At 72.3% G+C, this 12,498-nt stretch carries 15 protein-coding genes; 11 read left to right on the forward strand and 4 right to left on the reverse strand.

Translation table 11 applies throughout. The annotated features are described in order from the left end of the window. Position 1 precedes the first annotated feature (1 nt). Complete coding sequence (locus ACGFWJ_RS04170; protein WP_392944978.1) at positions 2–865, reverse strand: alpha/beta fold hydrolase; 864 nt, start codon at positions 863–865, stop codon at positions 2–4. Positions 866–920: 55 nt separating this feature from the next. On the opposite strand from ACGFWJ_RS04170, the gene ACGFWJ_RS04175 reads away from it, so the two are divergent. Further along, positions 921–1,529: a TetR/AcrR family transcriptional regulator gene (locus ACGFWJ_RS04175; protein WP_392944980.1), complete on the forward strand. Its 609-nt coding sequence runs from the start codon at positions 921–923 to the stop codon at positions 1,527–1,529. Positions 1,530–1,533: 4 nt separating this feature from the next. Here the strand turns inward: ACGFWJ_RS04175 and ACGFWJ_RS04180 are convergent, their stop codons facing one another. Continuing rightward, positions 1,534–1,791, reverse strand: a complete 258-nt coding sequence (locus ACGFWJ_RS04180; protein ID WP_392944982.1) for a hypothetical protein — start codon at positions 1,789–1,791, stop codon at positions 1,534–1,536. A gap of 231 nt (positions 1,792–2,022) precedes the next feature. Between ACGFWJ_RS04180 and ACGFWJ_RS04185 the strand changes: the two genes are divergently transcribed. Both ACGFWJ_RS04185 and ACGFWJ_RS04190 read left to right on the forward strand, forming a co-directional pair. Beyond that, positions 2,023–2,559, forward strand: a complete 537-nt coding sequence (locus ACGFWJ_RS04185) for a GNAT family N-acetyltransferase (protein WP_392944985.1) — start codon at positions 2,023–2,025, stop codon at positions 2,557–2,559. Positions 2,560–2,614: 55 nt separating this feature from the next. Then, positions 2,615–3,151 carry a GNAT family N-acetyltransferase gene (locus tag ACGFWJ_RS04190; protein ID WP_392944988.1) on the forward strand — a complete coding sequence of 179 codons (537 nt, stop codon included), beginning with the start codon at positions 2,615–2,617 and terminating at the stop codon, positions 3,149–3,151. A 134-nt stretch (positions 3,152–3,285) separates the two neighbouring features. Here ACGFWJ_RS04190 and ACGFWJ_RS04195 read toward each other — a convergent pair whose 3' ends face one another. Then, positions 3,286–3,762, reverse strand: a complete 477-nt coding sequence (locus tag ACGFWJ_RS04195) for a GNAT family N-acetyltransferase (RefSeq protein ID WP_392944991.1) — start codon at positions 3,760–3,762, stop codon at positions 3,286–3,288. A gap of 195 nt (positions 3,763–3,957) precedes the next feature. Between ACGFWJ_RS04195 and ACGFWJ_RS04200 the strand changes: the two genes are divergently transcribed. Further along, positions 3,958–4,827: an acyl-CoA thioester hydrolase/BAAT C-terminal domain-containing protein gene (locus tag ACGFWJ_RS04200; RefSeq protein WP_392944994.1), complete on the forward strand. Its 870-nt coding sequence runs from the start codon at positions 3,958–3,960 to the stop codon at positions 4,825–4,827. 73 nt (positions 4,828–4,900) lie between these two features. Then, positions 4,901–5,416 carry an NUDIX hydrolase gene (locus tag ACGFWJ_RS04205; protein WP_392944997.1) on the forward strand — a complete coding sequence of 172 codons (516 nt, stop codon included), beginning with the start codon at positions 4,901–4,903 and terminating at the stop codon, positions 5,414–5,416. Between the two features lie 207 nt (positions 5,417–5,623). Here the strand turns inward: ACGFWJ_RS04205 and ACGFWJ_RS04210 are convergent, their stop codons facing one another. Next, positions 5,624–6,781 (reverse strand): hypothetical protein, encoded by a 1,158-nt coding sequence (locus ACGFWJ_RS04210; RefSeq protein ID WP_392944999.1) that lies wholly within the window; start codon positions 6,779–6,781, stop codon positions 5,624–5,626. Positions 6,782–7,215: 434 nt separating this feature from the next. Between ACGFWJ_RS04210 and ACGFWJ_RS04215 the strand changes: the two genes are divergently transcribed. The 6 genes from ACGFWJ_RS04215 to ACGFWJ_RS04240 all read left to right on the forward strand — a co-directional run bounded on the left by ACGFWJ_RS04215 (position 7,216) and on the right by ACGFWJ_RS04240 (position 12,492). Then, entirely contained in the window at positions 7,216–7,959 is a 744-nt protein-coding gene (locus ACGFWJ_RS04215; RefSeq protein WP_392945002.1) for an alpha/beta hydrolase, read from the forward strand. 163 nt (positions 7,960–8,122) lie between these two features. Continuing rightward, positions 8,123–8,359, forward strand: coding sequence for a hypothetical protein (locus tag ACGFWJ_RS04220; protein ID WP_392945005.1), 237 nt, complete (start codon positions 8,123–8,125; stop codon positions 8,357–8,359). Continuing rightward, positions 8,359–8,535 carry a hypothetical protein gene (locus ACGFWJ_RS04225; protein WP_392945008.1) on the forward strand — a complete coding sequence of 59 codons (177 nt, stop codon included), beginning with the start codon at positions 8,359–8,361 and terminating at the stop codon, positions 8,533–8,535. Before ACGFWJ_RS04220 ends, ACGFWJ_RS04225 begins: the two co-directional genes overlap by 1 nt. Positions 8,536–9,113: 578 nt before the next feature. After that, positions 9,114–10,634 carry an AMP-binding protein gene (locus ACGFWJ_RS04230; protein ID WP_392945011.1) on the forward strand — a complete coding sequence of 507 codons (1,521 nt, stop codon included), beginning with the start codon at positions 9,114–9,116 and terminating at the stop codon, positions 10,632–10,634. 203 nt (positions 10,635–10,837) lie between these two features. After that, on the forward strand, positions 10,838–11,125 hold the full coding sequence (locus ACGFWJ_RS04235) for a phosphopantetheine-binding protein (protein WP_392945013.1): 288 nt from the start codon (positions 10,838–10,840) through the stop codon (positions 11,123–11,125). After that, positions 11,122–12,492 (forward strand): flavin monoamine oxidase family protein, encoded by a 1,371-nt coding sequence (locus ACGFWJ_RS04240; protein WP_392945016.1) that lies wholly within the window; start codon positions 11,122–11,124, stop codon positions 12,490–12,492. The genes ACGFWJ_RS04235 and ACGFWJ_RS04240 overlap by 4 nt, the downstream gene beginning before the upstream one ends. Positions 12,493–12,498 lie beyond the last annotated feature (6 nt).

The raw sequence follows: 12,498 nt of genomic DNA on the forward strand, positions 1-12,498 counted from the left end.
GTCAGGTCCGGCTCGGCGCGAGGATCCGCTCGGTGACCAGGTCGGGCGCGTCCATCGGCAGCGAGTGCCCGGCGTCCGGGACGATCTCCACCCGGGCACTGGGCAGCACGCGTTCGAGCCGGGCGGCGACCTCCGCGGAGTCGTGCAGTGCGCTGCGCGCGCCGAGCAGGAACAGTGCGGGCAGGTCGATCCGGCGCAGTTCCTCGTCGGTGAGCACCGGCGGGACGGGCAGGGCGCGGCGGAAGCCCATCGCGGCGCGGGACAACCGCATCAACTCCTCTTCCAGTACGGCACTGTTGCCGACCGCGCGGGCCAGCCGGGGCCGCAGCGCGCGGGGTGCGGACGCGGCGAGGCCGCCGGCGATCAGCCAGGCGTAGAAGCGGAAGCCGAAGCCGTTGAATCCGGCCGGGTCGAGCAGCGTCAATGAGCCAACCCGGCCCGGGTGGTGCAGTTGGTGCTGGAGCGCGACCCAGCCGCCGTACGAGCAGCCGACCAAGTGGGCGTCGGTGAGGCCGAGTTCGGCGAGGACGCCGTCCAGCCAGGCGGCGGCGTCCGCGCCGCCGGCGATCGGCGCGGTCTGTGTGCTGGCGCCCGGTTCGCCGATCGGGTCGAGGGCGAACACCGGGTGGTGCTCGGCGAGTTGGCCGAGGTGGTGGTGCCACATCAGGGAGTTGCCGCCGGAAGCTGCGAGCAGCACGATCGGCCGCCCGCTCTCGGTGCCGGTGCCGGTGCGGTGGACGCGGGTGGTGCCGTACGGCCCGAGGACGTCGATGGCGGTGCGCGGGCCGGGCCAGAGGGCAGCCAGGGCATGGTCGTAGGCGGCCTGGAATCGAGCGGCGGCCTGGGCGTTCCTGAACTCGCTCATTCGCATGGTACATGTGTATCACGGCATGATACGGGTGTACCAGGGAGGCCGGATCATGAACACGAAGGTCGAACACGAGGAGCGCCGACGGCAGATCGCCGAGGCGCTGCTCCGGATCGCCGACACCCAAGGACTGCAGTCCGCCAGCATGCGCGCGGTCGCCGCCGAGGCCGGTGTCTCACTGCGGCTGGTCCAGTACTACTTCGAGACCAAGGAGGGCCTGCTGCTCGACGCACTCGCCCGCCTCGGCGCCCAACTCCAGGCCCGAATGGCCCGCTGGATCGCCGCCGCCGGCAGCCCGCCCACCCCGCGCGCGCTGATCACCGCCGTGCTGGCCTGCATCCTGCCCACCGACGCCGAGAGCCGGCGCATCGCCCGCACCTACACCGCGTACTACGCCCTGGTCCTCAACGACCCGGCGGCGCTGGAGAAGCACGGCACCGGCCAGGCCGACCTGCTGGAGTCCTTCCTCACCAAGCAGCTCCACGCCGCCCAGCAGGACGGCTCCCTCTCCCCCGCCCGCAACCCCGAGATCACCGCCGCCGGACTCGCCGCCATGGTCAACGGCCTCGGCCAGAGCGTCCTCGGCGGCCAACGCGACGGCGAGGCCGCGCTCGCCGTCCTCACCCACCACCTCGACGAGCTGTTCGCGCCTGCCGGTTGAGGCGTTACCTGATCTCGTCCGCCCGGGCCCGCGCCGCCTCGGCCTCCGCTGCCGCCTTGACCCGGTCGTCCTCGAAGAGGAATACAGCCGCAAGCGAATCCAGCACATCGGCGATCTTCTCCCACCAGTCGGCCAGCTCGCGGGGCTCCGCGCCGGTCGGCCGCTGCGACTTCACGGCCCGCAGGCGGACCAGGGCGGCTTTGAGAGCGGGGTCGACCACGAGAGCTTCTTCCTGGAGCACGCTGTTGACCCCATCCTGCACCAGGTGTTCGTGCCTGCCGATTGACGATCCGTTCCTGCACCAGGTGTTCGCGCCTGCCGATTGACGATCCGTCCGGTCGGCCCCGACGCCGGTCGTCGAGGTACGTGACCGCGCCGCCGGACCGGCCGCGCCCGGCCGACTGCCGACCCCGTAGAGCACTACGGGCGGCGGCGATCCCCGAACTGGCTGCTCCGGCCCGCAAGTCGAGCGGCCTCGGGTAGGTTGCCCGGCATGAGTGATCATGGAACTGTCGCCTGGCCACCCGCTCCAGTCGCCACCGAGCGGCTGGTACTCCGGCCGGCCGAGGCCCGCGACCGGGCCGCGTTCGTCGACCTGTTCGCCTCGCCGGAGGTCGGGACGCACATCGGGGGCGCCCGCCCGCGCGAGGAGTTGGAGCGTGCGGTGCCGGAGGTGCCCGGGCAGCGGTCCGGGGTGTTCGTGGCCGAGCTCGACGGGACGATGATCGGCCTGGTCACCCTGGAGGTGCGCCCGGCCGACCGCCCCGGCCGCGTCCGCCCGGAGGGCGGGGAGACCGAACTCGGCTACATGTTCCTGCCGCAGGCGTGGGGCCACGGATACGCCGCCGAGGCGTGCACGGCCGCGCTCGAGTGGTTCGACGGCGCGCTCCCCGGCGAGCCGGTGGTGCTCTGCACCCAGACCGCCAACGACAGGGCGATGCGGCTCGCGATGAAGCTCGGGTTCACCGAGGTCGAACGGTTCGAGGAGTACGGCGCCGAGCAGTGGTTCGGCGTCCGCCGGCCCCGCTGAACCCCCCACCTGCGCACTGCCATTCAGGATCAGGGCGTGCGGTAGGTTTTCGGGCATGACCGATCTTGGAGTCACCGCCTGGCCGCCCGCCCCGATCCGCACCGAGCGGCTCGTCCTCCGCGAGCCCGAGGCCCGCGACCGGGCCGCGGTGGTCGACCTGTTCAGCTCGCCCGAGGTCCGTACGTACCTCGGCGGCGCGCGTCCGCGCGCGGAGGTCGAGCGGGCAGTGCCCGAGACGCCGACCCGGCAGCCCGGCCTGTTCGCGGTCGAGCTCGACGGCACGGCCATCGGTCTCGTCACGCTCGACCGGCGCGACGCGGACCGCCCCGGCCACGTCCGTCCGGAGGGCGGGGAGGCCGAACTCAGCTACCTGTTCCTGCCGCAGGCGTGGGGACGCGGGTATGCCGCCGAGGCGTGCACGGCCGTCCTCGGCTGGTTCGACGGCGCGCTTCCCGGCGAGCCGGTGGTGCTCTGCACGCAGTCCGCCAACGACCGGGCGATGCGGCTCGCGACGAAGCTGGGGTTCGCCGAGGTCGAGCGGTTCGAGGAGTTCGCCGCCGAGCAGTGGTTCGGCGTCCGCCGGCCGAGCTGAACTCCCCACCCGCGCACCGCCGTTCAGGATCAGGGCGTGCGGTAGGTCTTCGGGCAGCCGGCCCCTGACCGTCCTCGCGGCGTGCACGGTGCTCTCCGCCGCGACCGAGGTCGGCCAGACCCTGAATCGAGGGCTCAGTCCAGGAGCAGTCCCATGTAGTACTCGCTGACTCGGCGGCCGTGCACGTCGAGCGCGGCCCTTCGCAGTCCCTCGACCTGGAAGCCGCACCGCAGATAGAGACCGAGAGCACGGTGGTTGTGTTCCATCACGGTGAGTTCCAGACGGCCCATCCCGCGCGAGCCGGCTTCCCGGATCGCGCTCTCCATCAGCGCCCGGCCCAGGCCCCGGCCGGCGTGATCGGCGCGTACACCGGCCACCACGTAGCCGCTCCGGCGGGCCCGGGTGAAGGGCAGTACGGTGACATCGACATAGCCGACCAGCACCGGCCCGGTCAGCGCCACGACCAGATACGACGGGTCCCGGCCCGTCGGCACAACCGGCCAGACGCGCCTCCACCGACTCCGGATCGGGCTCCCGCTCGCCGGGCTCCAGCAGCATGAACTCCGATTCGTGGTCCAGCGCCTGCTGCAGGGCCACCAGAGCAGACGCATCCTCAGGACGCGCCAGGCGGATCGAAGAACCGGTCGTTGTCACGCGCCCAGCATGTCAGACACCCGACCTTCCCTCACCCGGCACAATCGTTCCAAGACCGTCTCCGGCCCCGCCCGGAGTTTGCCGAACGCGCCCACCTGTGCGACTCCTTGGCCGGCCTTCAACTCAACTCCCTTCCGAATCAGGAGAGATCCGTGACCGTTGTCGAACACGAACTGACGACCCCCTGGGAAGGGGTCCTGATGGAGCCGGCCGCGGGCAACGGCACGGGCGTCCTCGTGCTGGCCGGGTCGAGCGGGCGGGTGGACCGCGTGCGGGCGAGGCTGCTCGCCGAGCAGGGGTTCCTTGCGCTGGCCATCCGTTGGTTCGGCGGGCCGGGGCAGCCGCCGGGGATCTGCGAGGTGCCGCTCGAGACCTTCGTGGCGGCCGTCGATCTGCTGCGAGCCCGTGGCGCGGAACGTATCGGCATCCTCGGCGTGTCGAAGGGCGCCGAGGCCGCGATGCTCACGGCGATCCATGATCCGGGTGTCGACGCGGTGGTGGCCCTCTCGCCGACCTCGCTGGTCTGGTGCAACGTGGGCCCGGGATTGGACGGGCAGAACCAGCCCTGGCGGTCCTCCTGGACGTGGCAGGGGCAGCCGGTGCCCTTCGTTCCGCTGGCCGGCGACCGCTGGGAGCCCGAAGGGCATGGCGACGGTCCGGTGGCGATCCTCGGCTGGTACGAACTCAGCGAGCGGACCTACGCCGAGCGCCTGGACGCCGCCGCGATCCCGGTGGAGAAGATGTCCGCTGACCTCCTGCTGGTCGCGGGCGGCGACGACCGGATGTGGCCGTCCCTGCGCTATGCCGAGCAACTGGCCGCACGCCGGCGAGCAGTTGGCGCCCAGGTCCGCCTGGTGAGCCGCGACGACGCCGGACACCGGCTGCGCTTCCCGGGCGAAGGCCCCGCCGCGCCCTCGGCGGTCTTTGATTACGGAGGGACGGCCCACGGCGAATCCCTGCTCGGCGAAGCAGCCTGGGCCGCCATGCTCGACCTGCTTCGTCCGGGTCTCAACTCCGGCTGACGGAGGCCGACTTCGCCGCGACTCCGCTGCCGGTCCGGCCGGCGCACAAGGGCCGCCGGTAACGTGGCGCCCCATGACCCCGCACCGGCGCCGCACCTCCCGCATCCTGCTGCTCGACGACCGCGACCGCCTGCTGCTGCTCTGCGGCCGTGACCCGCGTCGTGACGGCGCCCGCTGGTGGTTCACCGTCGGCGGCGGGATCGAGGACGGCGAGGACGCATTGGCCGCCGCCGTACGGGAGTTGCGCGAGGAGACCACGCTGACGGTGGTGGCCGACCGGCTCGGCCCGCTCGCCTGGACGCATCGCACCCGGTTCAGCGTCGACGGCCGGCACTTCGACCAGTCCGAGGAGTACCGCCTCTGCCGCCTCACCGCCGCCGAGGCGGCAGCGGCGCGGATCGACACCGAGGAGGCCCGCTACGGCCACCACTGGTGGAGCATCGATGAGTTGGCCACCACCGAGCAGACCGTCCGCCCCCGCCGGCTGGCCCACCACCTGACCGAGCTGCTCCGCGACGGCATCGGCCAAGTGCCGCTCCACCTGGGCGACTTCGACGAGGACGCGGACTCGGACTCGGGGGCCGGGTGACGGGCAGGGGTCGGAGCATCGTGCGGACCAGGGTGAGCAGCCGCGAGCACTGGAACCTGCTCGACCGGCACGCCGCCCGCTTTCCCGCCCGCTTCCCGACCCTCACCCGCGCGATCGCCGCCGGCGCGTTGGGCCCCCGAGCCCGCCGACCCGCTGGAGTCCGGGCTCGACCGGATCCTGGACGGCGTCCAGGCGCTGATCGACTCCTCAGATCACTGACGCCGCAGGCGGGTTGTCGGCCAGGCGGTCGGCAAGGGCGCAGACCAGCGCGGCGGTGGCCAGGCAGACGACCACCGCCCGGAGCAGGCCGCTCTCGGGGTAGGTGTCGGCGACCGCGTGCAGGGCCAGGTACGCTGCGCCGAGTCCGGCCGTCGCGGCGAGCGCGAGCGGCAGCAGCGCGAACCGGACCTGGCGGTGGCACAGCGCGCCGACGGCAGTGAACGTCCCACCGCCGAGGGCCACTTGCAGGTGCGCGAAGCCCAGGCCGTAGCGCACCGCCAGGGCCGGCACCAGGAACAGCACCAGGCCGCGGCGCAGCACCGTGGCGAGCGCGGCCGTGGCCGGCCCGACCGGCCTCGGGGCGGTGGGCCGCCACCGCGCGGTGACCGCCAGCACGGCGAGCCACAGCAGCGCCTCGGGCCAACGGGTGCGCAGGTGCGCGGAGTTGTAGAGCAGCGCGGTGTCGTACACCACCATCACCAGCCCGCCGAGTGCCCACAGCGAGACGGCGAAGTGCAGCAACCCTCCCAATCCGGGCCGGAGTTCCATTCCCCGGTCACGGTCGCGGCGGGCGAGGGTGAGCACCAGCGGGGCGGTGACGGCGGCGGAGACCGCGCGGATCAGCACGTCCTGGACGGTCCACGGGTTGCGCAGCGCCCACTCCACCACCCCGAACACCACCGTGTAGGAGAGCGCGGCCGCCCACGCGAGCGGCGCGGACCCGAGCGCCGCCCGGTACAGCGCCGGGCTGAGCCGCCGCAGCGCTGTCCCGTACGCGAACAGCACGAACGGCAGCTCCAGGAACGCCTGCACGCGCAGCACACTCGGCCCGAACAGCCGCGGCGCGGGCATCCACTCGGCCAGCGCCCGCACCACCGGGTTCCCCACCGGCTGGGCGAACCACCCGGGCGGCAGGTAGCGCGCCACGAACGACGCGTCCCCGCCGTGCACCCTCACCACGTAGGCGGCGCACACCAGTTGGTTGAGGTACACGGCGCCCACCACCACCGCCAGCCCCACCTCGGGCCGCACCGTCCACCCGGCCCGCACCGGCGGCGTCCCACCCAACACCCGCGGCCCGAACCACAGACCGGTGGCGACCGACAGGACGACGGCGAGATCGATCAGCAGCACGGTGGGCGACATTCGCCAGATCATAGGCGCACGATCCATCCCGCCCGCACGCACCTTCGACGCCAACCCCTCCCACTACGCCCCCCTGCTGACCCACGTCGCCACCGGCAGCGCCGAATAGACTCCACCCTCCCCGTTACGGGCGAGGCGGTCTCCGTCCTCCAGGACTGGATGCACCACAAGTACCGCGTCCACCACCGGGCGCCTCCCCGAGGACGGCAGCGACGAGCAGCTCTATCCGGTTCTTCGACTCCTGACACCTCAGCCGGTGAACCATTTGGCCCACCACGGCGACCGCTGCTACCTTTCCGGTGGCCGTGAAAGAGAACGAGGAGGTGGTACCCGTGAACGCAGTATCGACATGGGTGCTCCCCTCCGGGGTCACGGTCGGGCGATAGGTCGTCGTCCGGGAGCGCCATTTGTGAGCACTCCCGAAAGGCACGACCATGCACTTCACTTCTGAGCAGCGTTTCGACGACGGCGTCGTCGAGCGCGAGTTCACCCTCGGCGAGGTCCCCGGCATCCTGTGGACGCCCGCGTCCGCCTCCGCGTCCGAGCCGGCGCCGCTGATCCTGATCTGTCCCCCGCCGCTCGGGCTGGGCAGGATGTACCCCCGGTTGGCGGGGCGGGCCCGGTACTACGCGGCGGAGTACGGCTTCGCCTCGGCCACCATCGAGCTGCCCGGGAGCGGCGACCGTCCCCGCTGGGCCGCCGCCGACCAGGCGCGCGCCGACCTGCGTCGGGCGATGGAGGCCGGCGAGCCGGTCAGCGAGGAGGTTGTCGACGCGCTGATCCTCCCGCTGGTCGAGAAGTCGGTCCCGGAGTGGCGGGCGGCGCTCGACGGCCTCCTTGCGCTGCCCGAGATCGGCGGCCCGGTCGGCTACGAGGGCGGAATCATCTCCATCGGCGTCCGGCTGGCGGCCGTCGAGCCGCGCATCGCGGCCGCCGGTCTCTTCGCCGGGAGTCTCGTTCCCGCCGCCATCGTCGCGGAGGCCCGGCAGGTCACCATCCCGCTGCAGGTCCTGCTGCAGTGGGACGACGAAGGCAACCCCCGCCAGGCCGCCCTGGACCTGTTCGACGCCTTCGGCTCGAAGGAGAAGACCCTGCACGCCAACATGGGCGGCCACACCGGCGTCCCGCACCACGAACTCGACGCCGGCGCCCGCTTCTTCGCTCGCCACCTGAAGTGAGACGACGTCCGCAGGCCGGCACCATGCGGTAGGCCGTGCCGGCCTGCGGACGCCCGCTCGGCGAGCGCTGCAGACCCCGATGGAGTCCCCCACGGCGCCGGCCGACGGTTCCAGAGCAGACCCCGGAAAAGGGTTTACGCCACTACGCCAGTACTGGGCGATCATGGAAACCATGGAAAGTGCAACCGGACCGGAGCCGCTGGGCATCTGTGTCGTGGCCAATGTCGCCCAGGAGACCAGTCACGGCCACGGTGGGCTGGAGATCCGCCGGGGGCTGCAGCACTTCGCGCCGGGGGCGAAGGTGTGGATCGCGCCGCCGGTCTGGGGCGACGGAGGCGAACGCGTCATTGTGTCGGGACGTCACCAAAGCAACAGCCGCACCGGTACATACGGATCGTGATGGAGAGCCGATTCCTGGAGAACTTCCGGGTCCGTGCCGTGTACAGCCCGGCGCTGGTCCGCGCGTTGACCCAGCTGGATCCCGGCGATGAGAAGGAGTACGGCGCCCGCTGGTTGTGGCCTGCGGAACAGGCGGAGAGCTGGGCGCAGGACTGGAACAAGCCGAAGACCGGATGAACGGCCACCACACCGCCGCCGGCATGAGCACTCGGACCGACCCGCCTGGCCGCTGGTGTCGCCGACGCCGAACTGTCGTTCGGTGACGCTCCGTTGTCGTCGGGCTGACAAGCGGGCGGCGTCGCGAGCGTCCGGCGCGGGGCGAATTGGGGGCGGCCGGGGCGGCGGCAGGTAATGGCTTTCCATTCCCGAGTGGGTGCAATCGGGGGGCGGCGGGCCGGCGTTCGTGCGGAGGCAAAGCAGGCAGATTCGGGGCGGGGCGCTATCGGATCGGGCCGCAATTCGGGGGCATTCCGCGGCAGGCCGACCCGGCATCACGGGTGCGCCCGCGCACCGTCGCGCGGTGGACTGGACCAGCGCCCGAATGCCCCCGGACAGGGGTCGCGAGACGGTCGGCACCAGTTGGGGGGCTTGATCACGGACGGTGATCAAGGTCTGGGCGCGGGGAGTTCACAGTTCAGTTACAGGTCTCTTGGGAAATCGACTCAACAACCATTGTGGGGCCGGGGGGCTGGAGGTAGAGTCCCGGTTCGCCGAAGCACGGACGGGCACCTCTGGGCATTTATCTTGGAGCGCGCATGTCAAAGAACGGTGGCATCAACAGATCGGGCTCCGATCTGTTGGATGCGTTCGCGGAAACCGTTCTCCGGTGGCCCGAGCGAGCCGCGATCGAGTCTCCCGAGCACACTCTCAGCTACCAGCAACTCGCGTTATCTGCACAGCGGTTGGCCGATCGGCTGGGTGGCCGGCCGGGGCCGGTCGCGGTGTCGGCCGGGCATCGTCCGGACACCGCGGTGGCGCTTCTGGGCATCCTGATGGCGGGCGGTGCGTACGTGCCGCTCGACCCGGGGTTCCCGGTTGAGCGGCAGCAGCGGATGGTCGAGGTGGCCGGCTGCCGGTTACTGGCCGGTCGCGGGGCTGGCGCTCAGGCCGATCAACTCGGGCTTCCGTACCTCGAGTTGGATGACGAACCGGCCGCAGGGACGGCAACGGCCGTCGCGCCCGACGACCCCGCGTACGTCCTGTTCACCTCCGGGTCCACGGGGCAGCCCAAGCCGGTGGTGACGCCGCGGCGGGCGATCTCGGCCGCGGTCGGATCGCTGCGCGACCTGATCGAAGTCGGGCCGGACGACCGGGTGTTGCAGTTCGCCTCGCTGAACTGGGACACCTGTTTCGAGGAGATCCTGCCGACGCTGACGGCCGGTGGCCGGCTGGTGTTCGATCCGGAGGCGCACTCGGCGTCGTTCGCCCGACTGTTACGGATGGTCGAACGGCGCGGCATCACCGTGCTGGATCTGCCCACCGCGTTCTGGCACGAGCTGGTCCTGCACCTCACCGAGGACGGTGAAGGCGCCGAACTGCCGCCGAGCGTACGGCTGGTGGTGATCGGCGGCGAGGCCGCCAACCCGGCCCGGCTGGCGGACTGGAGCCGGCTGAAGAGCAGCTCTCGGATCCGGTTGCTGAACACCTACGGCTGCACCGAGACCACCCTGATCACGCACGCCGTCGACCTGCTCGGCCCGCGCACCCGACAGCCGGGCCGCGCCTGGGATCCCACCGAGCGCGCGCCGATCGGACGGCCACTCCCCCATGTGGACGAACTGCTCACGTCCGACGGCGAGTTGCTGATCGGCGGGCCCGCCGTCGCGACCGGCTACCCGGGGCTGCCGGAGGCCACCGCCGAACGGTTCGTGCTCCGCGACGGGCAGCGCTGGTTCCGGACCGGCGACCGTGCGGCCCGCGACCAGGACGGGGTGCTGACCCCGCTGGGGCGGCTGGACCACGAGGTGAAGATCCGCGGCATCCGGGTCGATCCGGCGGAGGTGGAGGCCGGACTGGGCACTCACCCGGAGGTCGGCGCGGCAGCGGTCACCGCCACCACGCTGGCCGGGCGGGCCGCCCTGGTCGCGTACGTCGTCCCGCGCACCGGCGGGCCCAACCCCGCTCTCGCCACCGAACTCCTGCTCTACCTGCGGGAACGCCTGCCGGGCCACCTCGTCCCGAGCCGGATCACCGTGGTGCCGGACCTGGTCCGCACCGCCAGCGGCAAGGTCGACCGCGCCGCCTCACACCGCCTGCACAGCACCGCCCCGCGCTGAGCCACCCTCCCTCCCCGCACGCGCCGGAGGACTGCTCATGAATCTGACGCACCGTCAGATCGCCTGACCCGGCAACTCCGTCGCGCCTCACGCACCGCACCACGACAGCGCCACGCACAGCACCTCACACCCAAGCACCGCCGGCACCACCGGCCCCGCCAGACCACGCGCACCCCGCACCGGTCGAAGGAGACCCCCCCCCGATGAGCCTCGACATGCCCGTCACCGCACCCGCCCCGGCCGATGCCACAACCGCGAACCAGCTGGAGTCGCTGGTCGCCGTCTTCTGCCGGATCCTGGAGCTGGACAACGTCCCGGCCGACGGCAACTTCTTTCTCCTGGGCGGCGATTCGCTGATCGCCACCCGGGTGCTGAGTGCCGTCGCCCGCGAGCACGGCGTCGAGCTGACCTTCGAGGACTTCCTCGCCGACCCGACCCCGGCCGGTCTCGCCTCCCGCGTCGCGGCGGAGAGAATCGCGGCGGCCCGGTGAGCGCCGCGTCCCACTCGGAGACCGGGCCCGCGCCGCGTTCGGTGATCGTGGTCGGCGCGGGACTGGCCGGCCTGACGGCGGCGGTCGAACTGGCCGGCCAGGGCGTGCGGGTGACGGTGCTGGAGGCCCGGGACCAGGTCGGCGGGCGTACGCGCGGGATCGAGGTGGCGCCGGGGCGGTGGATCGACGCGGGCGCGGCCTACCTGGGCGACCTGCACACCGAGCTCCACGCCCTGCTCGCCGCCTGCGACTTGAAGACCGCGCCGACCACCATGCGGGGCGCCAGCCGATTTGCCCTGGCGGGCGAGGAAGCGGACGCCACCCGGGACGGGCGGTTCCCGCCGCTGAGCGCCGTCGCACTGGGCGATCTGTTCGAGCGGTTGGAGGAGTTGACGGCCGCCGTCCGCCCGGACGCGCCGTGGCTCTCGCCGGACGCCGAGCGGCTGGACGCGATGACGGTGGCCGACTGGGCGGAGCAGCAACTGTCGCACCCGGACGCCAAGTTGTTCTTCCCGCTGTTCCTCGGCGAGATGATGGCGGCCGACCCGGCGAAGATCTCCGTGCTGCACATGGCGTTCTACCTGCGCTCGGGCGGTGGGCTGCGCTATCTGAACGCCTTCGAGGGCGGCGCGCAGCAGGACCGGGTGGCGGGCGGCTCGCACCGGCTGTGCGAGCGGCTGGCCGGGCGGCTGCTGGATCTGGGCGGGCTGCTGCACACGGACGAGCCGGTGCTGTCGGTGGAGCAGACCGAGCGGGAGGCCATCGTCCGTACGCCCGAGGGGAGTTACCGGGCGGAGGCGGTGGTGGTGGCGGTGCCGCCGCTGCTCGCGGACGCGATCGGGTTCGAGCCGCGACTGCCGTCCCCGCGAGCGGCGTCGCGCACCGAGCGCGGGTGTGCGGTGAAGGTGAACCTGGTGTTCCCGGAGCCGGTGTGGCGGGCGCACGGCCTGTCGGGGTGGTCGGTGAACGCGGCCGGTCCGCTGCTGTCCACGGTGGACGACACTCCGCCGGAGGGGTCGCCGGGCGTGCTGACCGGGTTCGTCACGGGTGCGGAGGCGCACCGTTTCGCCGCTCTGCCGCCTGCCGAACAGCGCGCGGCGGCGGTCGCGCAGGCATCCCGGCTGTTTCCGATGCTGCCGGAGCCGCTCGCGTTCCATGTCACGGACTGGGTCAACGAGCCCTGGAGCAGGGGCTGTTACGCGGCGCTGCTCGGGCCCGGTGACTGGTCGGCGCTCGGTCCGACGCTGACGACGCCGCACGGCCGGGTGCATTTCGCGGGCACCGAGACCAGCACCGAGTTCTTCGGCCTGCTGGAGGGCGCGATCCGATCGGGCCGTCGCGTGGTCGCCGAGCTTCTCGGCCAGTAGGCGCAA

Source organism: Kitasatospora sp. NPDC048407 (genome assembly GCF_043200475.1).
Taxonomy (GTDB): Bacteria; Actinomycetota; Actinomycetes; order Streptomycetales; family Streptomycetaceae; genus Kitasatospora.